General features: G+C 65.5%; 22 protein-coding genes. 12 read left to right on the forward strand and 10 right to left on the reverse strand.

Annotation, left to right across the window (positions count from 1 at the left end; genetic code table 11):
* Nucleotides 1-159: 159 nt before the first annotated feature.
* The 3 genes from glgX to treY are packed head-to-tail and all read left to right on the forward strand — an operon-like array spanning nucleotide 160 to nucleotide 6,780.
* Complete coding sequence (gene glgX, locus QOU61_RS31225) at nucleotides 160-2,235, forward strand: glycogen debranching protein GlgX (protein ID WP_289655035.1); 2,076 nt, start codon at nucleotides 160-162, stop codon at nucleotides 2,233-2,235.
* Complete coding sequence (gene treZ, locus QOU61_RS31230; RefSeq protein WP_289655036.1) at nucleotides 2,232-3,992, forward strand: malto-oligosyltrehalose trehalohydrolase; 1,761 nt, start codon at nucleotides 2,232-2,234, stop codon at nucleotides 3,990-3,992. The genes glgX and treZ overlap by 4 nt, the downstream gene beginning before the upstream one ends.
* A 1-nt stretch (nucleotide 3,993) precedes the next feature.
* A complete protein-coding gene (treY, locus tag QOU61_RS31235; protein ID WP_289655037.1) occupies nucleotides 3,994-6,780 on the forward strand; it encodes a malto-oligosyltrehalose synthase in 2,787 nt (928 codons plus the stop codon).
* A gap of 187 nt (nucleotides 6,781-6,967) precedes the next feature.
* Here treY and QOU61_RS31240 read toward each other — a convergent pair whose 3' ends face one another.
* Nucleotides 6,968-7,279, reverse strand: coding sequence for a polyhydroxyalkanoic acid system family protein (locus tag QOU61_RS31240; protein WP_289655038.1), 312 nt, complete (start codon nucleotides 7,277-7,279; stop codon nucleotides 6,968-6,970).
* A 167-nt stretch (nucleotides 7,280-7,446) separates the two neighbouring features.
* Here QOU61_RS31240 and QOU61_RS31245 point away from each other — a divergent pair, with 167 nt between their 5' ends.
* Entirely contained in the window at nucleotides 7,447-7,611 is a 165-nt protein-coding gene (locus QOU61_RS31245; protein WP_289655039.1) for a DUF3309 family protein, read from the forward strand.
* A gap of 76 nt (nucleotides 7,612-7,687) precedes the next feature.
* Here the strand turns inward: QOU61_RS31245 and ligD are convergent, their stop codons facing one another.
* On the reverse strand, nucleotides 7,688-10,336 hold the full coding sequence (ligD, locus tag QOU61_RS31250; RefSeq protein WP_502876988.1) for a DNA ligase D: 2,649 nt from the start codon (nucleotides 10,334-10,336) through the stop codon (nucleotides 7,688-7,690).
* Between the two features lie 137 nt (nucleotides 10,337-10,473).
* On the opposite strand from ligD, the gene ku reads away from it, so the two are divergent.
* Nucleotides 10,474-11,361 carry a non-homologous end joining protein Ku gene (ku, locus tag QOU61_RS31255; RefSeq protein ID WP_289655041.1) on the forward strand — a complete coding sequence of 296 codons (888 nt, stop codon included), beginning with the start codon at nucleotides 10,474-10,476 and terminating at the stop codon, nucleotides 11,359-11,361.
* 12 nt (nucleotides 11,362-11,373) lie between these two features.
* On the opposite strand, the gene QOU61_RS31260 is transcribed toward ku, so the two are convergent.
* From QOU61_RS31260 to QOU61_RS31285, 6 genes are all read right to left on the reverse strand, one after another.
* Nucleotides 11,374-12,060: a response regulator gene (locus QOU61_RS31260; RefSeq protein ID WP_289655042.1), complete on the reverse strand. Its 687-nt coding sequence runs from the start codon at nucleotides 12,058-12,060 to the stop codon at nucleotides 11,374-11,376.
* On the reverse strand, nucleotides 12,057-14,774 hold the full coding sequence (locus QOU61_RS31265) for a DUF4118 domain-containing protein (protein ID WP_289655043.1): 2,718 nt from the start codon (nucleotides 14,772-14,774) through the stop codon (nucleotides 12,057-12,059). Before QOU61_RS31265 ends, QOU61_RS31260 begins: the two co-directional genes overlap by 4 nt.
* A gap of 41 nt (nucleotides 14,775-14,815) precedes the next feature.
* On the reverse strand, nucleotides 14,816-15,418 hold the full coding sequence (locus QOU61_RS31270; protein WP_289655044.1) for a K(+)-transporting ATPase subunit C: 603 nt from the start codon (nucleotides 15,416-15,418) through the stop codon (nucleotides 14,816-14,818).
* Nucleotides 15,419-15,491: 73 nt separating this feature from the next.
* Nucleotides 15,492-17,609 carry a potassium-transporting ATPase subunit KdpB gene (gene kdpB, locus QOU61_RS31275; RefSeq protein WP_289655045.1) on the reverse strand — a complete coding sequence of 706 codons (2,118 nt, stop codon included), beginning with the start codon at nucleotides 17,607-17,609 and terminating at the stop codon, nucleotides 15,492-15,494.
* A 22-nt stretch (nucleotides 17,610-17,631) separates the two neighbouring features.
* Nucleotides 17,632-19,332: a potassium-transporting ATPase subunit KdpA gene (gene kdpA / locus QOU61_RS31280; protein ID WP_289655046.1), complete on the reverse strand. Its 1,701-nt coding sequence runs from the start codon at nucleotides 19,330-19,332 to the stop codon at nucleotides 17,632-17,634.
* Between the two features lie 36 nt (nucleotides 19,333-19,368).
* Complete coding sequence (locus QOU61_RS31285) at nucleotides 19,369-19,458, reverse strand: K(+)-transporting ATPase subunit F (RefSeq protein ID WP_016846764.1); 90 nt, start codon at nucleotides 19,456-19,458, stop codon at nucleotides 19,369-19,371.
* 464 nt (nucleotides 19,459-19,922) lie between these two features.
* Here QOU61_RS31285 and QOU61_RS31290 point away from each other — a divergent pair, with 464 nt between their 5' ends.
* From QOU61_RS31290 to QOU61_RS31315, 6 genes are all read left to right on the forward strand, one after another.
* The gene (locus QOU61_RS31290; RefSeq protein WP_289655047.1) at nucleotides 19,923-20,390 is read left to right on the forward strand and encodes a hypothetical protein; all 468 of its coding nucleotides are present in this window, start codon (nucleotides 19,923-19,925) and stop codon (nucleotides 20,388-20,390) included.
* 15 nt (nucleotides 20,391-20,405) lie between these two features.
* Entirely contained in the window at nucleotides 20,406-20,708 is a 303-nt protein-coding gene (locus QOU61_RS31295; protein WP_289655048.1) for a hypothetical protein, read from the forward strand.
* Nucleotides 20,709-20,893: 185 nt separating this feature from the next.
* Nucleotides 20,894-21,166, forward strand: a complete 273-nt coding sequence (locus tag QOU61_RS31300; protein ID WP_289661944.1) for a hypothetical protein — start codon at nucleotides 20,894-20,896, stop codon at nucleotides 21,164-21,166.
* A 26-nt stretch (nucleotides 21,167-21,192) separates the two neighbouring features.
* Nucleotides 21,193-21,636: a hypothetical protein gene (locus QOU61_RS31305; RefSeq protein ID WP_289655049.1), complete on the forward strand. Its 444-nt coding sequence runs from the start codon at nucleotides 21,193-21,195 to the stop codon at nucleotides 21,634-21,636.
* A gap of 16 nt (nucleotides 21,637-21,652) precedes the next feature.
* Nucleotides 21,653-22,576: a 4-hydroxy-tetrahydrodipicolinate synthase gene (dapA, locus tag QOU61_RS31310; RefSeq protein ID WP_289655050.1), complete on the forward strand. Its 924-nt coding sequence runs from the start codon at nucleotides 21,653-21,655 to the stop codon at nucleotides 22,574-22,576.
* A 30-nt stretch (nucleotides 22,577-22,606) separates the two neighbouring features.
* Nucleotides 22,607-23,008, forward strand: coding sequence for a hypothetical protein (locus QOU61_RS31315; RefSeq protein ID WP_289655051.1), 402 nt, complete (start codon nucleotides 22,607-22,609; stop codon nucleotides 23,006-23,008).
* Nucleotides 23,009-23,024: 16 nt separating this feature from the next.
* Here QOU61_RS31315 and QOU61_RS31320 read toward each other — a convergent pair whose 3' ends face one another.
* Both QOU61_RS31320 and QOU61_RS31325 read right to left on the reverse strand, forming a co-directional pair.
* Nucleotides 23,025-23,222 carry a hypothetical protein gene (locus QOU61_RS31320; protein ID WP_289655052.1) on the reverse strand — a complete coding sequence of 66 codons (198 nt, stop codon included), beginning with the start codon at nucleotides 23,220-23,222 and terminating at the stop codon, nucleotides 23,025-23,027.
* Between the two features lie 5 nt (nucleotides 23,223-23,227).
* Nucleotides 23,228-23,470: a hypothetical protein gene (locus QOU61_RS31325; RefSeq protein ID WP_289655053.1), complete on the reverse strand. Its 243-nt coding sequence runs from the start codon at nucleotides 23,468-23,470 to the stop codon at nucleotides 23,228-23,230.
* Between the two features lie 282 nt (nucleotides 23,471-23,752).
* Here QOU61_RS31325 and QOU61_RS31330 point away from each other — a divergent pair, with 282 nt between their 5' ends.
* The gene (locus QOU61_RS31330; RefSeq protein ID WP_289655054.1) at nucleotides 23,753-23,941 is read left to right on the forward strand and encodes a hypothetical protein; all 189 of its coding nucleotides are present in this window, start codon (nucleotides 23,753-23,755) and stop codon (nucleotides 23,939-23,941) included.
* Nucleotides 23,942-24,083: the final 142 nt, after the last annotated feature.

Consider the following 24,083-nt stretch of genomic DNA (forward strand, 5'->3'; position numbering starts at 1 on the left):
GATTTGAAGTTCCTTCACATTTGCCGCGAGTCCGAATCAGGAACTTCAACATCGAAAGCGGCACCATTTTCTTTTGGTTGCCAGTGCTCCCTTGTTTCCGAAGTTCGTGCAGGGGGCGCCGCGATAGATCACGAACTTCGGAAACGGAGCACTGGTTGCATGCGACTGACTGCCGGAAGCCCTGCGCGGCTCGGCGCAAGCTGGGACGGCCGAGGCACGAACTTCGCGCTGTTCTCAGCCAATGCCGAGAAGGTCGAGCTCTGCCTGTTCGACGGCCAGGGCCGCCGCGAGCTTGAACGGGTCGAGCTGCCGGAGCGCACGGAGGATGTCTGGCACGGCTATCTCAACGACGTCTCGCCGGGCCAGCTCTACGGCTATCGCGTGCACGGCCCTTACGCGCCGGAACGCGGCCACCGCTTCAACTGCAACAAGCTGCTGCTCGACCCCTATGCCAAGCGGCTCGCAGGCCGGCTGGTCTGGAGCGACGCGCATTTTGCCTTCCGCATCGGCAGCCCGCGCGAGGATCTTTCATTCGACCGCCGCGACAATGCCCGCGGCATGCTGAAGGCCGTCGTGGTCGACGAGACCTTCAACTGGGGCCGCCGCGAGATGCGGCCCACCATCCCCTGGGAAGACACCATCATCTATGAAGCCCACGTCAAGGGACTGACCCAGAAGCGGGGCGATGTTCCGCCGGGCCTGCGCGGCACCTATGGCGGGCTGTCGTCGCCGGCCATGATCGCGCATCTGAAGCGGCTCGGGGTCACGACCATTGAGCTGTTGCCGATCCACGCCTTCATCGACGACCGCCTGTTGGTGGAGAAGAAGCTCGGGAATTACTGGGGTTACAACACGCTGTCCTATTTCGCGCCGGAGCCGCGCTATGCGCAGGACAACGCGCTCGATTCCTTCCGTACCACGGTGGCCCGCCTGCACGACGCCGGCATCGAGGTGATGCTCGACGTCGTCTACAACCACACCTGCGAAGGCAATCACCTCGGCCCCACGCTGTCGCTGCGCGGCATCGACAACGCATCGTATTACTGGCTGAAACCAGACAACCCCCGCTTTTACGACGACTTCACGGGCTGCGGCTCGTCCGTCAACCTCGCCCATCCGCGCGTGCTGCAGATGGTGATGGACTCGCTGCGCTACTGGGTCGAGGTCTGTCACGTCGACGGCTTCCGCCTGGATCTGGCGACGACGCTGGCGCGCGGGCCGAACGGATTCGACCGCAACGCGCCATTCCTCACCGCGGTGCGTCAGGACCCGGTGCTGGCGTCGGTGAAACTCGTCGCCGAACCCTGGGATCTCGGACTTGGCGGCTACCAGGTCGGCGGCTTTCCCTCGCAATGGTCGGAGTGGAACGACCGCTATCGCTCGGCGATGCGGCGCTACTGGAGCGGCGAAGGCAGCCTGATCGGCGAAATCTCGAGCCGGATGACCGCCTCCTCCGACCTGTTCCACCATGACGGCCGCTCGCCGCGCGCCAGCGTCAACCACATCACCGTGCATGACGGTTTCACGCTCGCCGACCTCTTCAGCTACAACGAAAAACACAACGAAGCCAACGGCGAGGACAACCGTGACGGCTCCAACGACAATCACAGCAACAATTGCGGCCACGAGGGGCCGACCGACGACCCCGAGATAACGACGCTGCGACGCCAGCTTCGCAAGAACCAGCTCGCCTGCCTGCTGCTCGCGCAGGGTACGCCGCTCATCCTCGCCGGCGACGAGGTCGGCAACTCGCAGGGCGGCAACAACAACGCCTATTGCCAGGACAACGAGATCGGCTGGGTCGGCTGGGACAATCTCGGCAGCGAGGGCGAGGATCTCATCGATTTCGTCGCCCAGATGACCGAGCTGCGGCGGCGCTTTCCGCAGATCCGCTCGCAACGCTGGCTCGACGGCCGCCGGCCCGACGGCTCCTACGGCGCGGTCTGGCTGACGCCCACGGCGGAAGAAATGAAGGAATCCGACTGGCAGTTTCCGGAAGGCAGGTTCCTGTCCTATGTGCTGGGCCCGGTGGAACCCGAGGGGGCGCCGATCTTTATCGTGTTGAATGCCGCGCCGCAGGAGATCGCCTTCACCTTGCCGAAGCTCACCGAATACAAAAGCTGGCAGCAGGTGCTCAACACCGCCGACGCCTCGCGCGCGAGTGGCGGCTTTGCCGCGGGCGCCGAGACCCAAGCGCCGCCCCGTTCGGTGCTTGCCTTTGCAGGCTCGCGATGAGCGCGCGCCAGTTCGGCCCACGTTTGATCAGGGATGGCATCTCGTTCCGGCTGTGGGCGCCGGCGGCAAAGCGCGTCGACCTGATCATGGAACGGCCTCATGCCATGCAGCGCGGCGAAGGCGGCTGGTTCACCGCCGACGTGGCCGGCGCGGCCGCCGGTGCGCGCTACAAATTCCGCATCGACGGCGAGATCGACGTGCCCGATCCGGCTTCCGCCTTCCAGCCCGACGATGTGTTCGGGGAAAGCGAGGCGATCGATCACGCAGGCTATGCGTGGAAGGCGCGGGATTGGCGCGGCCGCCCGTGGGAAGAGACCGTGCTGATCGAAGCCCATGTCGGCACCTTCACGCCTGAAGGCACCTATCGCGCCATGATCGATAAGCTCGATCATCTCGTCGCGACCGGGATCACCGCGCTCGAGCTGATGCCGCTCGCGGACTTCGCCGGCAAACGCAACTGGGGCTATGACGGCGTCTTGTGGTACGCGCCCGACAGCGCCTATGGCCGGCCGGAAGACCTGAAAGCCCTGATCGACGCGGCGCATCAGCGCGGACTGATGATGTTCCTCGACGTGGTCTACAATCACTTCGGGCCCGAAGGAAACTATCTCGGCCGCTATGCGCCGGGCTTCTTCACCGAGGCGCACACCCCCTGGGGCAGCGCGATCGATTATCGTGTACCGGAAGTGCGCGCGTTCGCGATCGAGAACGCGCTGACCTGGCTTTCCGATTATCGCTTCGACGGCCTGCGCTTCGATGCGGTCAACACCATCATCGAGACCGGCGCGCCGCCGATCCTGCACGACATCAGCCGCGCCATGGGCCGGCTCGCGGCCGAGACCGGACGGCACATTCATCTCGTGCTTGAAAACGGCGACAACCGCGCCAGCCTGCTCGACCCGACGCAGGAGCCGCCGGCCGGAAAATATCGCGGCCAGTGGAACGACGACTATCACCATGTCTGGCATGTGATGCTGACCGGCGAGGCGCAGGGATACTACGGCGACTATCAGCGCTTGCCTCGCGGCAGCCTCGCACGCGCATTGTCGTCGGGCTATGTCTATCAGGGCGAGCCGGCGCCGTTCTGGGGCAACAAGCTGCGCGGCGAGCCGAGCGGCGACCTCGCGCCAACCGCTTTCGTCAACTTCCTGCAGAACCACGATCAGATCGGCAACCGGGCCTTTGGCGACCGCCTGGAAAGCCTCGCGACGGCTGACGGGATCGAGGCCGCGCTTGCGGTGACGCTGCTCGCACCGACGACGCCGATGTTGTTCATGGGCGAGGAATGGGGCTCGAAGGCTCCGTTCCCCTTCTTCTGCGACTTCAAGGGCGGCCTTGCGGAGGCCGTGCGGAAGGGCCGCAAGCACGAATATGCCTGGGCCTATGCCAGATATGGCGACGAGGTGCCCGACCCGCTCGATGCCGCGACGTTTCAGTCCGCCGTTCTCGACTGGGAGAGGCGCGATGCGCCTGACGGCGCGAAACGGTTGAGGCTGGTGCGCGAACTGCTCGCCATCCGGCGGCGCGAGATCGCGCCGAGGCTCAAGGGCGCCCGTTTCGGCGAAGCCAGCGCCGAAGAGAGTGGGCTTCTCACCGCGAGCTGGCAGATGGGCGATGGCACGACGCTGCTTCTGGCCGCAAACCTGTCAGGCGCCAAGATCGCCTATGAGACCGACCGCGCCGGTGTGCCGATCTGGGGCGTAAATGCCGGCAACAGCTTGCCGCCCTGGTCGGTGTCCTGGCGCCTCGGAGGCTAAAATGCCCCCGGACATTCCGCTTGCGACCTATCGCGTGCAACTCACGGCCGATTTCGACTTCGACAAGGCCGCCGAGATCATTCCCTACCTGAAGGCGTTGGGGATCACGCATCTCTATGCCTCGCCCTTCATGAAGGCGCGCAAGGGCTCGATGCATGGCTACGACATTGTCGATCACACCCGCATCAGTCCCGAGCTCGGTGACGAAGCCGGCTTCGAGCGCCTGAGCGAGGCCTTGCGGCGGCATGATCTCGGCCTGATCCTCGATTTCGTGCCCAACCATGTCGGCGTGCACTATGCCGACAATCCCTATTGGCTCGACGTGCTGGAATGGGGCGAGGCATCCCCGCATGCGATTTCCTTCGACATCGACTGGGATCAACTGCCCTATCGCGCGCGTGGCGGCGTGCTGCTGCCGATCCTGGGCGTCCCCTATGGCGAGGCGCTCGAGGGCGGGGAGATCACGCTGCGCTACGATGCGGACGAAGCCAGCTTCTCCGCCTGGTATTACGACCACCGGCTGCCGGTCGCGCCGGAGCGCTATGGCGAGATCCTGCGCGTGATCGTCAAGGAAGCCGGCGCCGAGGACAGCGAGCCTGGCCGGCGTATTCTCGCGCTCGCCTCGCGCTACCTCGGCTTGCGCCACCCGAACCGCAAGGAAGCTCCGACGTTCAAGACGGCGCTGAAGGAGATCGCCGGAAGCGCCGAACTCATCGTGCGGGGGCTCGAGGCCTATCGTGCCGGCCGCGATCGCCCCGCGCAGACGCTGGCACTGCATCACCTGCTGGAGCGCCAGCACTACAAGCTCGGCCACTGGCGGCTCGCCTCGAGCGACATCAACTATCGCCGCTTCTTCGACGTCAACACGCTCGCGGGCTGGCGGGTCGAGGACCCCGGCACCTTCGCGATCACCCACCGCCTGGTCAAGAAGCTGATCGCGGACGGTCGGCTGCAGGGGCTGCGGCTCGACCATGTCGACGGCCTGCGCGACCCCGCGCAATATTTCCAGCGCCTGCGCCGCCTGGTGCGCGACGCCCAGGGGCGCCGACCGTTCTATGTCGCGATCGAAAAGATCCTCTGCGAGGAGGAGAAGATGCCGGCCTTTGCCGGCGTCCACGGCACGACCGGCTATGAATGGATGAACGTGCTCACCCACATGCTGATCGACGAAAAGGGGCTTGATCCGCTCGACGAGATATGGCGGCAGATCAGCAACCGCAGCCCAAGGCTCGCGCCCATGCTGATCGAGGCCAAGCGCCGCGTGCTGGAAACCCTGCTGACCAGCGAATTCATCGTGCTGGTGCGCCTCCTCACCCGCATCGCCAACGGGCACTATTCCACCCGCGACTATTCGGCCGACAGCTTGCGGCAGGCGCTCGAGCTCTACGTGCTGCATTTCCCGGTGTATCGCACCTACATCACGCCAGCCGGGCCGACCGACCACGATCGCGCACTGATCGCGCGGACCATCGCGCGGGCGCGCGCCGAATGGTTCGCGGCCGACGACGGCATCTTCGACTTCCTGCAGGACGCGTTGACCATGGACATGGTCAAGCCGGGCCGGCCGCCGCACAGCAAGCCGCGCGTGCGCCGCTTCGCGCTCAAGGTGCAGCAGTTCACCGGACCCTTGATGGCGAAATCGCTCGAGGACACCGCGTTCTACCGCTACCATCGCCTGCTCGCGCTGAACGAGGTCGGCGGCGATCCGGCCGCGCGGGCGCCCTCGATCCAACGCTTTCACGGCCTGATGCAGCAGCGCGGCCGCGAATGGCCGCACGGCCTCACCGCGACCGCGACCCACGACACCAAGCGCGGCGAGGATGCGCGGGCGCGTCTGGCGGCCCTTTCCGAACTGCCCGGCGAATGGACCAGCGCGGTGGCGCGCTGGAAGGTTTTCAATGCGCCGCATCTCGTCACCAGCGGAAGCACGCGTGCGCCATCGGCGACCGCCGAATACATGCTGTACCAGTCGCTGCTCGGTGCATGGCCTGCTGGCGAGATCGATGCAGCCTTCGTCGACCGGATCCAGGCCTACGCCCTGAAGGCCGCGCGCGAGGGCAAGGAGGAGACGAGCTGGCTCAATCCGAGCCAGGCCTACGAAGAAGGGCTGAAGACCTTCATCGCGCGCATCCTGGATCGCTCGCGCGCCGGCGAATTCCTGGATGGGCTTGAAGTCTTCGCCCGCCGCCTCGCGCTGCTCGGCGCGCTGAATTCGCTGAGCCAGATCACGCTGAAGGCGACGCTGCCCGGCGTGCCCGATTTCTACCAGGGAACGGAATTGTGGGACCTGTCGCTGGTCGACCCCGACAACCGCAGGCCGGTTGATTTCGCGGAGCGCGTGGGCCTGCTTGCGGCGCTGGAAACGCCGGACTGGCAGGCGCTCGCACGGGACTGGCCGGATGGCCGACTCAAATTCGCCTGGACCCGCCATCTCCTCAGACTGCGCGCCGAACGTGCCGAGGTCTTCATCCATGGCGACTATCAGCCGCTCGACGTCACCGGCCCGCACCGCGACCATGTGATCGCGTTCGCCCGGCGGCGCGGCCGCGACGCCATGATCACCGTGGTGGCGCGAAAGTTTGCGCCCTTCACCGAAGGCGGCCGCGCCTGGCCGAAGCCCGCCGCCTTCGAAGGCGCAGTGCAGTTGCAAGGATATTCGCTGGAGGCGGCGGCAGCCAACAGCGCTGAGCTGCCGCTCGCGGTTGCGTTTGCGCAGCTACCCGTCGCAGTGCTGAAAGCGACGGTTCGGGCCGCCGCCACGCCTGCCCGAAAGCGCGTTCCCGCCTGAGGCCCGGAAAATGCGAAGGCCGTCCGGGATCTTGGCCGGACGGCCCCGGCGGATTCGTGCCGATTCGAAGATCGGTTCCCTCCCCGCACGCCCGTACATAGTCGGCAAACTGACCCGACAGCAAGCTGACGGAATCCTGCCACGCGGCTTTTTCACAATTTTGTCGTGAGCGCGCTAGAGATCGCGATCAACTGCGCTTGGTGAGCAACAGCGCGCCGCGGCTGCGAATCGCCGCCTGGGCTGCTTCCGCAAACCGCTGCAACAGCCACGGCAGCACGACTTCGAGACGGACGTGATCGTCCGCGACATCGATACGGCCACTCGCGATTTGTCCGAGCGCGCGCACGCGGAAATCCATGCGGTTGTCCTCCCAGCGCTCCTGCTCGATGGCGAGCACCGGAATGCTTGCGGCCGCGCGCGTCAGCCCGTCCTTGAGACGGCGAATCGCTTCCTCGCGGCCGAGCCTGTGCGGAATGGAAACAACGAGCGGCGCGGGCATCGCAAATCCTCTCTGGCTTCAACGCATGTAGTCGATCCGCGTTGCAAGGGAAGGCCAAGTGCACGAATTATCGCGTCGCAAAATCGGGAACTTTTCGATGCACCCGCAAGTTGCTCTGCCGGTCGCAGGGTTCACGAGCGCCCACAGGGACGGGCTGAGGAGGTTAAATGTCGATTGGCACAATCATCCTGATCATTCTGATCATCGCCTTGCTGGGCGGATTCAGCGGCATCGGTGGTGGCCCGTTCTACGGCACCGGTTACTATGGCGGCGGCGGCCTCGGCCTCATCATCATCATTATTCTGATCCTCGTGCTGCTCGGGAGGATCTGAACCCGTCGCTGCGAGCTGTCATTTGCGGGTCCGCGCCTGGCGCGGCCCGCATCTGTTTGATCGGGCCCTTTGACACTCAGAGCTCCTTGGCAAGACGGGTGATCGCGGGCTTGATGGAAGTTGCCGCGTCGTCATAGCCCGCCCACGCCTTGGTCTTCGAAAGCAAAGCCGGCACGGAGCGGATGGTGTATCGCTTCGGATCGAGATCGCTTTTGAGCTGCGTCCAGGTCAGCGGCATCGAGACCGTCGCGCCGGGCCGCGCACGCGGCGAGAGCACCGCGACCGCCGTCGACATCCGGTCGTTGCGCAGATAGTCGAGGAAAATCTTCCCCTTGCGCTTCTGCTTCGACATGTTGAGCAGGTAGTCCTCGGGCTTGTCGTTGGCCATCCACTGGCAGATGCCTTGCGCGAAGGCCTTCGCTTCCTTCCACGTCACCTTCTCGCGGGCCCCATGCAGCAGCGGCGTCACGACGTGCAGGCCCTTGCCGCCCGTGGTCTTGCAGAAGCTTTCGAGGCCGACCGCCGCAAGCCGCTGGCGCATCTCCCTCGCGGCCTCGATCACCTCGGTGAACGCGACATCCGGCGCGGGATCGAGATCGAACACCAGCCGGCCCGGCGTATCATAGGCATAAGGCGCGCAATTCCACGGATGCAGCTCGAGCCCGCCGATCTGCGCCACTGCGGCGAGCCCCTCGACCCGGTCGATCTGCAAATACGGCTTGCGGTCGCCGGAGACCTTGGCGAGCTCCAGATATTTCGACGTGCCCTGCATCGCGTGGCGCTGGAAGAACGTTTCGCCGTCGATGCCGTCGGGACCGCGGACGATCGAGCAGGGCCGGCCCTTGAGATGGCCGATCATCCATTCGCCGACCGCCTCGAAATAGCGCGCGAGGTCGAGCTTGGTGACGCCTTCGCCGTCGCCCCCGTCAGGCCACAGCTCCTTGTCGGGCTTCGAGATCACGACCCCCATCACCTCGGCGGATTTTCCCTTGGCGGGCGACGATTTGACGAAGGCCGATTTCTTCGCCTCGGCGGCCAGCGCGGGCACCGGGTCGGCGAGCTCGCCCGCGCTCGGCATCTCCGCCTTCACCTCACGGGCCGGCTTGTCCTGGCGCAATCCCTTGAAGGCGGCCTGCCTGATGTTTCCACCCTCGGTCCAGCCGGCGAATTCGATCTCCGCCACGAGCTCGGGCTTCAGCCAATGCATATCGCGGGTCTTGCGCGGCGCATTCTCGCCGCCGAACGGGCTCTGGTCGGAGGCTGCCTTCTTCAGCGCCGGCATCAGCCGCCGTACCGTGTCCTGGCCAAAGCCGGTGCCGATCACGCCGACATAGGCGAGATGGTCGTCGCGATAGACGCCGGCGAGCAGCGAACGGAATTTGCCGTTCGTCGTCTTCCAGCCGCCGAGCACCACCTCATGCCCGGCGCGGCACTTCGCCTTGGTCCAGCTCTCGCTGCGGCCGGAGCGGTAGGGCGCGCTGAGCTTTTTCGAGATGATGCCTTCGAGCGACAGCTTGCGCACCGATTCCAGCATGGCTTCGCCATCGACCTCGAAATGCTCGACGTAACGAATCTGCTCGGAGCGATGCGCCTCGAGCAGCGCCTTCAGCCGCGCCTTGCGCTCGCGCAGCGGCAGGCGGCGCAGGTCCTCGCCCTCGGCAAACAGCAGGTCGAACGCGAAAAAGATCAGCGCATTGGTCTTGCCGTCGGAGATCGCTGCCTGCAGCGCCGAAAAGTTCGGCGCTCCCTTGTCGTCGAGCGCGACGATCTCGCCATCGATCAGCGCATCCGGCAGCTTGAGCGCCTGCTTCGCGATGCTCTTGAACTTGTCGGTCCAGTCGAGCCCCTTGCGGGTCTTCAGCGTCGCCTCGCCGTCTTCGACGCGCAACTGCACGCGGTAGCCGTCGAACTTGATTTCGTGGCCCCAGGCCTCGCCGCTCGGCGGGAGATCGACCAGCGTGCAGAGCTCGGGCGCGACGAAATCCGGCATCGCCGCGACTTTTTTCGGCGCGACCGCCTTTGGCGCTGCAGCGCCCGCCCTGGTTTTCGCACGCGCCTCGGCCGCCTCACCACGGTTGGACTGCCACACCGCGTCGGCCCGGGCGCGGCCGTTCTTGGCCAGCATGAAGGGCTTTGGTGCGCGCCCCTTGCCCGCGGCGATCTCTTCCATGGTGCGGCCGGAAGCGACGGAACGATCCTCGTCGAGGATGTCGTTGGCCTTGCCCTCGCGGGCGAACTCGTCGCGATGCTTGATCAGGAGCCAGTTCGTTCGCTTGCCGCCGTCGCGATCGCGGCGCATCCGCACCAGCACCCAGCTGCCGTGCAGCTTCTCGCCATCAAGCGTGAATTTGAGGTCACCCTTCTTGTAGCCGCGCTCGGGATCGTCCGATTCCCAGTAGCCGCGGTCCCAGAGCTGCACCGTGCCGCCGCCATACTGGCCCTTCGGGATCGTGCCTTCGAAATCGCCGTAGTCGAGCGGATGGTCCTCGACCTCGACCGCGAGCCGCTTGTCGCGCGGATCGAGCGAGGGCCCGCGCGTCACCGCCCAGGACTTGAAGACGCCGTCGAATTCGAGCCGGAAATCGTAGTGCAGCCGGGTCGCTGCATGTTTCTGGATGACAAAGCGTCGATGCTTCGCGGACGCGACGCGGACCTCGCCGGTCGGCTCGTCGGTCTTCTCGAAATCGCGCTTCTTCCGGTAGGTGGAAAGATTCCTCAGCGACACAATCGATCCCGCCAATCCTTGCGATCCCGCCAATTCTTGCCTCGGGCCGCAGCCTAACAGCAGAAATGCCCACCCGGAACCAAAACCCGTCACACCGGTTGGGGTTCCGAAACTATCTGATAATGCTGGAGATTGGCATGGCTCCCCGCGCCTATTGGAAGGGTACGCTCAAGCTGTCGCTCGTGAGCTGCCCGGTGCGACTTTACCCTGCGTCCACCTCGGTCGAGAAAACCCGCTTCCACATGATCAACAGGGAGACCGGCAACCGGCTCAAGCAGCAGATGATCGATTCGGAGACGGGCGATGTGGTGGAAGGCGATCACAAGGCGCGCGGCTACGAACTGACCAAAGGCAAATATGTCGAGATCGACAAGGACGAGCTGGAAGCCGTCCAGATCGAGAGCACCCATACGATCGAGATCGACAGCTTCGTGCCAAAGGATGAGATCGACAAGCGCTACCTCGATCATCCCTATTACATCGTTCCCGACGGCAAGGCGGGCGCCGATGCCTTCGCCGTCATTCGCGACGCCATGAAGAAGAGTGATCGGGTGGCGCTGGCGCGCATCGTGCTGACGAACCGCGAGCACGTGATGGCGATCGAGCCGCTCGGCAAGGGCCTTGTCGGCACCACGCTGCGCTACCCTTACGAGCTGCGCGACGAAAGCGAGTATTTCGACGACATCAGGACCGCGAAGATCACAAAGGACATGGTCGAGCTTGCCGGCCATATCCTCCAGAGCAAGGCCGCGCATTTCGATCCGTCGAAATTCAGGGACGAATATGAGGACGCGTTGAAGGCGCTGGTCCGGCGCAAGGCCGCGGGCAAGCCGATCAAGATGCCTGCGCGCGAAGAGCGGCCGGACAACGTGGTCAGCCTGATGGACGCGTTGAAGCAGAGCCTGAAGCATCGGCGCGGCGCCGCGCGACGGCCGGGCGCCTCGCACGGGCGGCGCCGGACCGCGCAACGCCGTTCGGCGCGGCGGCCGCATCGCGGGGCGGCACGGCATCGCAAGGCGGGCTGAAGTTCGGTCCGATCAATCCGCGCGCAGGCGATAGCCGATCCCGGTCTCGGTCAGCACGAAATGCGGGCGTTCCGGATCGGCCTCGATCTTCTGGCGGAGCTGGCGCACATAGACCCGCAAATATTGCGCGTCGGTCAATTCGTCCCACAGCTCCTTCAGGAGAAAGCGGTGGGTGAGCACCTTGCCGGCATGCTGCACCAGAACGCGCAGCAGGTCGTATTCCTTCGGCGACAGCCTGACCTCGCGCTCGCCGACCTTGACGATGCGGCGCACCAGGTCGACGGAAAGATCTCCTGAACGGAACACCGGGCGTTCGCCATGGGCCTGCAACTGGTGCCGCAGCGCGGCGCGCATGCGCGCAAGCAGCTCGTCCATGCCGAACGGCTTGGTCAGATAATCGTCGGCGCCGAGGTCGAGCGCCTCGACCTTGCCGGCCTCGTCGCCGCGGCTCGACAGCACCACGATCGGCACGGCATCGTTGCGGCCGCGGATCATGCGCAACAGCTCGAGCCCCTGGATGTCGGGCAGGCCGAGGTCGAGAATGATCAGCGCCGGGCTCTCGGCCAGCAGCTCCAGCGCGGTGCGGCCGTTGGCGGCTTCCAGGATTTCATAGCCCTGCGTGCTCAGGCCCATCCGCAACAATTTTCGGATCGGCGGCTCGTCATCGATGACCAGAACCTTGATCGACGGAGAGTTCATGCGGCGGTATCCAGCGTTTGCGTTTCGGCCGGCACCGGCAGGCGGATCATGATCACGGCACCGCTGCGGTCCGTGCGGTTGGCGGCGACGATCGTGCCATGCATGGCCTCGACGAAGCCGCGCGAGATGGCAAGTCCGAGCCCGGTGCCGGGCCGGACGTGGTCGCCCTTCTGTACACGATAGAACTTGTCGAACACGCTCTCCAGCTCGCCTTTCGGGATGCCCTCACCCTCATCGGCGATCTGCAGCGTCACCTGCCCGTCGTCGCGCCCGCTGCGGATCGCGATCGTGGTGTCGGGCGGCGAATATTTCGCCGCATTGTCGAGCAGGTTGAACACCACCTGCTCGAACAGCACCGCGTCCAGCCTGAGCATCGGCAGCTCCGCGGCCAACTCCAGCGACACCCTGTGGCGCGCCAGTATCTTGCCGGCCCGGCGCAACGCGCTGCCGACGATCTCGCCGATGTCGTGCAGCGCCAGATTCGGCGCGATCGCGCCGGATTCGATCCTCGTCATGTCGAGCAGATTGGCGATGAAGCGGTTGAGCCGCTCGGATTCGTCGATCACGGTCGCCAGCAGATCACGCTTCTCGGCATCGGACAGGCCGCTGGCGAGGTCGCGCATGGTCGAGGCTGCGCCCAGCACCGAGGCGAGCGGCGTCTTCAGGTCGTGCGAGATCGAGGTCAGGAGCGCCGAGCGCAGCCGCTCGGATTCCACGGTGCGCTTGACCCGGTCCATGTCCTCGACCAGCAGCACACGCTCGATCGCGAGAGCGCCCTGGTCGACCAGGGCGTCCAGCAGCCGGCGCTGGTCGGGCGTCAGCAGCGGGCCGGTACGGTCATTGTCGATGCCGATGACGCCGATCGGCCCGCGCCCGGTACGCATCGGCTGGAACAGCCGTTTTGCCCCCGGCAGCGTGTCGGAGCCGCGTCCGGCCGGACGGTCGTTGCCCCAGGCCCAGTTCGCCGCGGCGAGATCGGCCTGGTCGAGCTGGTCTTCCGGCGGATAGCCCGCCTTCACCGTCAGCACGCCGTTCTCCGGCAACAGCAGCACCACGCGCACCTTGAGCATCAGCGCGGTCTGGTAGGCGGTCGCCCACAGCACGTCGTCGAGCGTCGCGGTGCCGGCGAGCTTGCGGCTGAAGGCGTAAAGCTGCTCGGTGGTCCGCACCCGCCCGATTGCGGTATCAGCCTGTGTGCGCACGCGCGCGGCGACGTTTGACACCAGCACGGCAATCAGCATGAAGAAGAAGAATGCCGCGATATTGGTCGGATCGGTGATGGTGAAGGTATAGATCGGCGGCAGGAAGAAGAAATTGTAGCACAGCGAGGCGGCGACGCTGGCAAGCAGCGACGGCCACAGGCCGTAGCGCACGGCGACGACGACGACGGCGGTGAGAAACACCAGATCGACGTTCTCGATGCGGAACCACGGCTGGATCAGCTCGGCGGCGGCAAGGCCGACCGCCGCGATCACCAGCGCCATCAGATAGGGCCGCGGGTTGAACGGCTCCACGCCCGCCGCGGTCTGCACCTTGCCGGCCGGTCCGGGCGGCAAATCATCGCCGGCAATCACGTTGACGCTGATATTGCCGGCCCGCCGCACCAGATCGTGCACCACCGAGCCCTGCACGATCTCGAACCAGCGCGAGCGCGTCGACTTGCCGATGATGATCTGGGTGACGTTGTTGGCCTGCGCGAACTTGATGATGTCGTCGGCGATGCGGCGCCCGACCCCGGGGATGGTGAGGGCCTCGCCGCCGAGGGTCTCGGCAAGCCGCATGGTGTCGGCGAGCCGATCGCGCTGCTCGTCGGTGAGTTGCAGGCTGCGCCGGGTCTCGATCGAGATCGCAGTCCATGGCGCATGCACGCGATCGGCGATGCGCTTGGTGTAGCGCACGAGCCCGGCCGCACGCGGATCCTCGCTGACGCAGACCAGGATGCGTTCGCCGGCGGCCCAGGGCCCGGCGATTGCATTGGCCTGCATGTGGGTCAGGAGCTGCTCGTCGACCCGGTCGGCGGTCCGCCGCAGCGCCAGCTCACGCAGCGCCGTGAGGTTGCCGGGCGAAAAATAATGCTCGAGCGCGCGCTCGGCCTGCTTGGGAACGTAGACCTTTCCCTCTTTCAGCCGCTGGATCAGGTCGTCGGGGGTAAGATCGATCAGCTCGATGCCGTCGGCACGGTCGAAGATCGAATCCGGCACCGTTTCGCGCACCCTCACATGCGTGATCTGCGCGACCACGTCGTTCAGGCTTTCGATATGCTGGACGTTGACCGCGGTATAGACGTCGATGCCGCGGGTCAGCAGCTCCTCGACGTCGAGATAGCGCTTCGGATGCCGGCAGCCGGGCGCGTTGGTGTGGGCGAGCTCGTCGACCAGCACGAGCTGCGGCCGCCGCGCGATCACGGCATCGAGATCCATCTCCTCCAGGATCTGGTCGCGGTATTCGAGGCGCTTGCGCGGGATGATTTCGAGGCCGCGCAGCAGCGCTTCCGTCTCCGCCCGGCCGTGCGTTTCGACGACGCCCACCACGACGTCGACGCCGGACTTCGCCCGGGCATGCGCGCTCTGCAGCATCTCGTAGGTCTTGCCGACGCCGGGGGCGGCACCGATGAAGATCTTCAGCCGCCCGACGCCGTTTTCCTCGCGCCGGGCGGCTTCCAACAGGGCTTCGGGCGACGGACGCTGTTCAGGATCTCGGCGTTGACTGGCCATACCGCATTATAGTCGCAGCACCGCGCATTCGCCTAGCGCGGCTATTTCGCCGCCGCATCCAGCGCCAAATTGAGCGCCAGCACGTTGACGCGGCGCTCGCCGAGCAGGCCGGCAAAGCGGGCCTGCGTGTTCTGCGCTACCAGCTCGCGGACACGCTCTTCGGGCATGTTGCGCGCCTTCGCCACCCGCCGCACCTGGAAGAGCGCGCCTTCCGGCGAGATATCGGGGTCGAGGCCGCTCGCCGAGGTGGTGACGAGGTCGGCGGGCACCGGCGTCGACGGATTTTCCGTCTTCAGCTTGTCGACGTCCTCCTTCAGACGGTCGGCCAGCGCCTTGCTGGTCGGCCCGAGATTGGAGCCGCCGGAATTGGCCGCGTTATAGGGCGCCGGCACGGTCTTGGTGGAATCGGCGGGATCGGGCGCCGTGGTCGCCGAGAGCCGGCCGTGGAAATACTTCTCGTCCTTGAATTCCTGGCCGATCAGCGCCGAGCCGACCACCTTGCCGTCCTTCTCGATCAGGCTGCCTTGCGCCTGCGTCGGGAAAAGCACGCCGGCAATGCCGGTCATGGCGAGGGGATAGGCCAGGCCCGTGATCAGCGTAAGCGCGACCAGGAGCACGATGGCGGGACGGATTTCTCTGATCATGGTGTGTCTCCTTTGTCATTGCGAGGAGCGAAGCGACGAAGCAATCGCTGCGCTCGCAGTGACGACATGCTGTCTAGGCCAGATGCAGGGCGGCGACCACGAGGTCGATCGCCTTGATCCCGATGAAGGGAATGATGATGCCGCCGAGGCCGTAGATCATCAGGTTGCGGCGCAGCAGCGCACCGGCGCCGACGGCGCGGTAGGCGACGCCTTTCAACGCCAGCGGAATCAACGCGATGATGATCAGCGCATTGAAGATGATCGCCGACAGGATCGCGCTCTGCGGGCTATTGAGCTGCATGACGTTGAGCACGTTGAGCTGCGGATAGAAGGCGAGGAACATCGCGGGGATGATCGCGAAATACTTCGCCACGTCGTTGGCGATCGAGAACGTCGTCAGCGCGCCGCGGGTCATCAGCAGCTGCTTGCCGATCTCGACCACCTCGATCAGCTTGGTCGGGTTGGAATCGAGGTCGACCATGTTGCCGGCCTCGCGCGCGGCCTGCGTGCCGGTGTTCATGGCGACGCCGACGTCGGCCTGCGCCAGTGCCGGCGCGTCGTTGGTGCCGTCGCCGCACATCGCCACCAGCTTGCCCTTGGCCTGCTCGTCGCGGATCAGCTTCAGCTTGTCCTCGGGCGTCGCCTGCGCCAGGAAATCGTCGACACCGGCTTCGGCTGCGATCGCCGCCGCCGTCATCGGGTTGTCGCCGGTGATCATGATGGTGCGGATACCCATGCGGCGCAGCTCCGCGAAGCGCTCGCGGATGCCGCCCTTGACGATATCCTTGAGGTGAATGACGCCAAGCAGGCGGCCGTCTCTTGCAACCGCAAGCGGCGTGCCGCCATCCTTGGCGATCTCGTCGGCCATCAGCTGGACTTCGCGGGCCACCTCCGAGCCGGCGGTGGCCTGGATGGCGCGCACCGTGTTGCCTGACGCCAGGGCCTGCGCCGCGCCGCCACCGACATAGTTGAGGATCGCATCCACCGCGCCCTTGCGCACCGACGAGCCGCCGCTGTCGACGCCGCTCATGCGGGTCTGCGCGGTGAAGGGAATGAAGGTGGCGCCGAGCTCAGCCATGTCGCGGCCGCGGATGCCGTATTTCTCCTTGGCCAGCACCACGATGGAGCGGCCTTCCGGCGTCTCGTCGGCCAGCGAGGCAAGCTGGGCCGCATCGGCAAGCTCCTGCTCGCTGACGCCGCGCAGCGGCCGGAACGCGGTCGCCTGGCGGTTGCCGAGCGTGATGGTCCCGGTCTTGTCCAGCAGCAGGGTGTCGACGTCGCCGGCGGCCTCGACCGCGCGGCCCGACATCGCGAGCACGTTGAAGCGCACCAGGCGGTCCATGCCGGCGATGCCGATCGCCGACAACAGCGCGCCGATCGTGGTCGGGATCAGCGTCACGAACAGCGCAACCAGCACCACGACCGAGATCGAGCCGCCGGCATAGGCGGCGTAGCTCGGGATCGTGACGGTCGCGAACACGAAGATGATGGTGAGGCCGGCGAGCAGGATGTTGAGTGCGATCTCGTTCGGCGTCTTCTGCCGCTCGGCGCCTTCGACGAGCCTGATCATGCGGTCGATGAAGGTCGAGCCCTGCTCCGCGGTGATGCGCACCTTGATCCAGTCGGACAGCACCTGGGTGCCGCCGGTGACCGCGGAGCGGTCGCCGCCGGACTCCCGGATGACGGGCGCGGATTCGCCCGTGATCGCCGCTTCGTTGACCGAGGCGACGCCTTCGATCACCTCGCCGTCCGACGGGATGTTGTCGCCGGCCTCGACCAGCACGATGTCGCCGACCTTCAGGCTGGTGCCGGGAACGAGGCGATAGGTGCCCTCCGAGCCCGACAGGAGCTTGGCCTGGCTTTCGGTGCGGGTCTTACGCAGCGTCTCCGCCTGGGCCTTGCCGCGGCCTTCGGCCACGGCTTCGGCAAAATTGGCGAACAGCACCGTGAACCAGAGCCACAGGATGATCTGGAAGGTGAAGGACAGGTTTGCGCCACCGCTCACGAGATCGCGGATGAAGATCACCGTGGTCAGCGCGGCGACGATCTCGACCACGAACATCACGGGGTTCTTGATCATCGCCCGCGGATCGAGCTTGACGAACGCGGCGGTGATCGCTGGCCATACAATCTTCGGATCCAGCATCGTGGCGACCGGCATCCGCTTGTTGGCTTTGAGGACAGGCTCCATGGATGTAACTCCGAAAGATCGATCAGAACAGGTTGCCGGCATTGTCAGCGAGATGCTCGACGATCGGCCCCAGCGCGAGCGCGGGGAAGAAGGTCAGACCGCCGATGATCAGGATGACGCCGACGACGAGGCCGACGAACAGGCTGCCCGTGGTCGGGAAGGTGCCGGCCGAGGGCGGAATCGATTTCTTGCTCGCGAGCGAGCCGGCGATCGCCATCGCCGGCACGATCATGAAGAAGCGGCCGACGAACATCGCGCTGGCAAGCGTCAGGTTATAGAAGAAGGTGTTGCCGGAGAGCCCAGCGAAGGCCGAGCCGTTGTTGCCGGTCGAGGACGTATAGGCATACAGCACCTCGGTGAAGCCGTGCGGACCCGCATTGGCCATCGACGCCACCGCCGACGGCAGCACGACCGCGACCGACGTCCAGCCGAGATACATCAGCGGCAGCACCAGGATCGCGAGCATCGCCATCTTGACCTCGCGCGCCTCGATCTTCTTGCCGACATACTCCGGCGTGCGGCCGACCATCAGGCCCGCCACGAAGATCGACAGGATGACGAACAGCAGCATGCCGTAGAGCCCGGCGCCGACGCCGCCGACGATGATCTCGCCGAGCTGCATGTTGATCAGCGGGATCATGCCGCCGAGCGCGGTGAAGCTGTCATGCATGGCGTTGACGGCGCCGCACGAGGCCGCGGTGGTGACGACGGCAAACAACGCGGACCCGACGATGCCGAAGCGGACCTCCTTGCCTTCCATGTTGCCGGAAAGCCCCAGCGCCTGCATGGTGCTGGTGCCATTTGCTTCCGCCCAGTAGGCAACCGCGACGCCGGCCACGAACAGCACGCCCATCACGGCGAGGATCGCCCAGCCCTGGCGCTGGTTGCCGACCATGCGGCCGAACACATTGGTCAGCGCCGCCCCGATCGCAAAGATCGAGATCATCTGCACGAAGTTCGACAGCGCGGTCGGGTTCTCGAAGGGATGCGCGGCATTGGCGTTGAAGAAGCCGCCGCCATTGGTGCCGAGCATCTTGATCGCGACCTGCGAGGCGACCGGGCCGACCGCGATGGTCTGCTTGGCGCCCTCCAGTGTCGTCGCGTCGACATAGGGACCGAGCGTCTGCGGCATGCCTTGCCAGACCAGGAACAGCGTGTAGACGACGCAGATCGGCAGCAGCACATAGAGCGTGCAGCGGGTGATATCGACCCAGAAGTTGCCGACGGTACGCGCCGAGGCCCGGGCAAAGCCGCGAATCAGCGCGACCGCGAGCACGATGCCGGTCGCCGCCGACAGGAAGTTCTGATGCGTGAGACCGACCATCTGGACGAGATAGGACAGCGTGCTTTCGCCACCGTAGTTCTGCCAGTTGGTATTGGTGATGAAGCTGATCGCGGTGTTGAAGGAAAGATCTTCCGCGACCGCCGACTGTTCGGCCGGATTGAACGGAAGATGGGCCTGCAGCCGCATCAGGAGGTAAATGACCAGGAAGCCGCCGACGTGGAACAGCAGCATCGCGACCGTGTAAGTCAGCCAATGCTGCTCGCGCCGCTCGTCGACGCCGCCGATCCAGTAGAGGCCGGCTTCGACCGGACGCAGCACCGGCGAGAGAAACGTGCGCTCGCCGCTGAACACGCGCGTCATGTACCAGCCGAGCGGCTTGGTGAGTGCGACGATGATCGCGCAATAAAGGATGATTTGAAGCCAGCCGATGACGGTCATGGGAAACCCTTGGAGATGGCGGAGTTTGCGAGACGGTCAGAACCGCTCGGGCCGCAGCAGCGCGTAGGTCAGGTAGAACAGCAGGCCGAGTGAAACGAGGCCGGCGAGCGAATAGTCGAAGATCATGGGTTTCGCTCCTCTCAGAGCCGTTCGCAGGCATAGGTGTAGCCAATCGCAAGAGCGAAAAGGCCGAATGCGAGTGCGAGCATGACAAGATCGAGCATGAGGTGTTCCCGTGCGTTCTCGAAAGGCCTTACGGCCTCTTGATCGCGGGAACAGGTGCCACCCGAAGCATAGGTTTTCGAGATAACCGAGCGGCCAACGTTATAGGAATCTTATAAAGACGATCCTCTTCCGCCTCCTCCTGCAGGCGCCAGCGCCGCGATCGCGTTGACGCGCCACATCGCGGCGGCGCGGGCCTCGCGCGTTTCGCAGGATCACATATAGGCGGATGGCGGCACCCGGTCGCCGGCCCCTATGAAATCCCTATATCTTGGCCTGCCGATCCCTCTCGTTTTCCAACAGCGTTCCGACCATCTTGCCGGCAACGGCCGCATCGATCGCGGCCTTTCCGTCATTGGAACGCCGTCATGTCAGCCTTCTCCGAACACCATGAGCCCGCCACCGTTGCCGATCGCCTGGGCGAGGCAGCGGGCGCGAGCGAAAGCCTCTTGCGCGACGTCATCGACAAGGCATGCCGCCGATTCCCGTCACTTGGTCAGCGCGAGAAGAGTGCGCAGGTCGAACGCTTCATCGCATCGCGCGCCTGGACGGACGCGGCGCTGGCGCTGATCGAGCTGGAACTGCCGCTGTGGCAGCTGCGCCGCATCGCCTATGATGGCGGCGAATGGTACTGCGCCCTGTCCCGAACCTGCGGCCTTCCCGACTGGCTCGATCAATCGGTCGAGGCGCGGCACACCGATCTGGCGCTGGCATTGCTCGCCGCGCTTGTCGAGGTCCAGCGCATAGCGGCGCCGGAAAGCCGGCCGAGCGTCCCGACGGTCGCGTGCGACGCGCGGCCGCTCGATGAGCCGCTCTGCTGCGACAATTTCGGCTGAGCGATGAAGAACCGCATGCCGGAGCAGCGAAGCCTGGTGCAGCCGCCGAGCCGGTCGAGACGGCTGAATTCGAAGCAGGCACTCGTTCGTTTCGGCTTCCGCATTCTCATCCTCGGCGGATTTGCGGCCTTCAGCAGCATCGGATTCGAACGGGGTCTTGCGACGCTGCTGTGGATGTCGATCGTGCTGTGCGCCGTCATCGGCACCATCAGGCGCGAACCGGTCTTTGGCCCGATCCTCAACCATTGGGACGAGGCCGCTGCCTATGCCGCGCTCTACGCGCTGGTCGGCGCGCTCGGCCTCCACGCGCCGGCCTGACGGCCGCTATGCCGCGCCTATAAGATCGATTTCGCGTTGCCCTCGAATTCATATCTGCCCGGGACGATATTGGCGCCGTGAGCAACAAGCCTGCCTCAGCCGCCCATCGTCGGCGCATTCCTCCGAAAACGCAGTCCGCTGGTCCGGTGCGCAGGCCCTGCTCCATCTTTGAAAGGAACAGCAACGTGAAGCTCGTCGAACCTCCATCGTGCAGTTTGCCTTCCAGCGTCGTCTTCATCGGCCGCGACAGCCACGGCCATTGGGTCGCGCAAGAACAGAATGGCCGCTTCGGCGGCCTGTTCGTCAACCGCGCGCAAGCTGTCAAATACGCATTGTTCGAGAACGGCCAGCACCCCGAAATGATCGTCGAGCTCTCGGGTGCGATCGAGCTCGATACCGACGGCGGACTGCTTTCACCCCGGCGCGGCAGGGCGCGCAAGACCCAGGCTACCGCCTGACGCCGTCGTTCACGCGGGAGGACCAGATGATCGAACCTCGTTCGGATTCAGATCGGGAGCAGCTCGTCGATACCCTGATCGCGCTGACGCACATGTCCAATCATCATCGCACCATCGTCGGCGGCGAAGATGGCGTGGAGCTGCTTCCGGCGCTTCGGCGCCGCGGACTGGTTCGCATCACGCTTGCCGCGGCGAGCCGTATCGGGAAGGGACAGTATCCGGTCGGCCTGATTGCGGGCGCTAGCACGCCGGCGGCGATCGAAACCGCGCTCGCCCGGATCTCGCCTTACCTCGGCGCCAGCGCTGCTGTCGCCGTCGTCATCGCATCGCGCGATGCGGAGTGCTGCCTGACCATCCGCAACAAGCTGGAACGGATGGGCTTCCGGATCGAAGCCGGTGTGCGGTGCCAGCTCGGCCTGGTGCTCTCGGCCCGGCGTCTGGGTTTCAACCACATGAAAGAGGCGGCCTAGCCGTTACAAGCCCGCCATGACGACCGCCGTCGACTCCGCTTCCTGGCTCACGGGCTACATCCCCGATCTCCCGACCCCTTTCGATGCGGCCGGCGGGCTCGATCTCGAGGCTTTCGCGCGGCTTTGCGCGCGCCAGATCGAGGCAGGCGTGCCTGCGGTCGTGGTCTGCGAAACTGCCGGCGAGGCATCGACACTGACGCTTGCCGAGCGCAAAGCCATCATTCGCACCGCGGCCGGGATCGCGCGCGGGCGCGCCCGGATCATCGCCGGCGCCGGCTCGAACGCCACCGCACGTGCCATCGAGCTGGCGCACTGCGCGGAAGCGGCAGGCGCCGACGCCGTCCTTTCGGTCGTGCCCTATTACAACAAGCCGATGCAGGCGGGCATCTACCAGCACTTCCGGGCCATCGCCGATGATAGTCGCCTGCCGATCATCATCCACGATGCGCCCGCGCGAACGGTTCGCGAGCTCGCCGACGACACGCTCGCAAAGCTGGCGCAATCGAGCCGGTTCGTGGCCTTGCGCGACGGAGCCGGCGATGTCGGCCGACCGCTGCGTCTGGCGGGCCTGCTCCGCCCGGGATTCCGGCTGCTATCCGGCCATGATGCAACCGCGCTCGGCTATATCGCGGGCGGCGGTGATGGCTGCATCTCGGCGGTTTCCAACGTCATGCCTGACCTCTGCCAGGCGATCTTCACCAATCTGAAGCAAGGCCGACCGCAGGCGGCGCGGCACCTGTTCAGGCGACTGATACCGCTGCAAGCCTGCCTTGCCGACGCCGATCCCGCCGCGCTCAAATATGCGTTGAGCCTTCTTGGTCTGTTGCGACCGGATTCGCGGCTGCCCATCGTTGAACCGGACGACGCTGCGAAAGCCGTAATCGCAAGAGCCGTCGCCGGGGTGGCCGACGAGGATTTGGCCTGGGCAGCCGAGGCATAGATCTGAACGACGCGCCTGGGAGGCGCCGTCATGAATGCACCACCCTCGATTCAACCGCATGCGAAGATGCTGCGCGCGTGGCAGCTGGCGATCCTGCGCTTCGCGGTGACCCACGACAATGCCGACCGGCTGAACGTGATCACCATCGCGGGCGAGCTCGACGCGCTCGGACGGACGGGGCACAGCAAGGCGACGTTCAGCTATTTCCGCAGGGCAAGCGCCGAGCTTTGCGCCGCCATCCTGCGGCCGGACGAGCCTGACAATGCGGTCCTGCGCGAATTTATCGCGCGCACCGACGATATCAGGCTCAGGCGCGCCTTCACCGCGGTCGTCAGCGTCGAACCGCAGGAAGCGCGCCAGCCGCGAAGGACGGCCCGACGCGATATCGGATTGTGGCGGGGATTGCCGGCACGGCGCAACAGCTCGCCGTAAGACGGGTCGCTGCAGGCTAGGTGCCGGAGGCCGGGAATCGTTCGCCGGGATGCTTCTCGCGCCACTTGGGTCCAGGACCGCGCATGTAGTGGTTTTCCGGCCGGTACTTCCGGCGGGGACCGTGCCAGGTCGGAAAGAGGAACGCCAGCAGAGAGCCGACGGCGCCGCTGGTCAGCCAGCGCAATTCCGATGCGACGGACGGAAGCGGTTTCATGTCGGCTACCTCCTGCCGATGCCGTGATATCCAGGATCGCGCTGCGCGCGCCGCAGTCTCGCATCGGCCATCGCCTCGATCGCGAAGCGCAGATAGAAGTTGACGCGATTGAGCGCGGCGCGACCGCGCCCCCATTTGCGCTGCGGCGTGCTGCCGAACCGGTAGCCGCGCCACGACGGATCCACACCCCCTGCGCTGCCGGGCGGCAACGCGCGTTCGTCACGATTGCTGCCAGGAAAATGCACCATCGCCGGACTCCTCGCTTACATCGACTTCGAAGCGAACATGAGCGCAGGCGCATAGGAAATCGAGACGACATTCCGCTCGAACCCATAGCGGCGGCATAAGAACCGATTGCGAAAAAGCCGCGCGGCGGCGGCGCTTACATTCCTCCTATGACGCGGCGCACCAGGTCCTCTCGCATTCCTATGCCGGCATCGACACATTGCGCGCATCAAACGCGCAAGCGAACGATCATCGGCTGCCGACCTGGCTGCCGATGATCGCAGCCAGATCCGGGAATTTCTTCCATGACAATGCTGACGCAGGGCTTCGAACGGAACACCTACCCGCAGGCGACGACGAAAACCGCGCCAAGGGCGTTGCTTGCCGCCGTGAGACGATTCTGCAAGGGCGCCGCTATCGTGCTGGCGGCAGGCACCCTGCTTGCAGGCGTCATCGCGCTGAAGGCGGCAATCTACATGCCGCATCTGCAGTGATGCGCCCCTAGAGCGTGATCCGGAAAAGTGTGTAGCGGTTTTCCCTCGCGACAAACGCGAAACGCGTTTGCGCGGAGATCATGCTCAATTAGGAATCTAAAGCGCGATGACGATTCAACCTGATCTCATCGTGCTCTAGCCG

The organism is Bradyrhizobium sp. NP1 (assembly GCF_030378205.1).
In the GTDB taxonomy this organism is placed as follows: Bacteria; Pseudomonadota; Alphaproteobacteria; order Rhizobiales; family Xanthobacteraceae; genus Bradyrhizobium.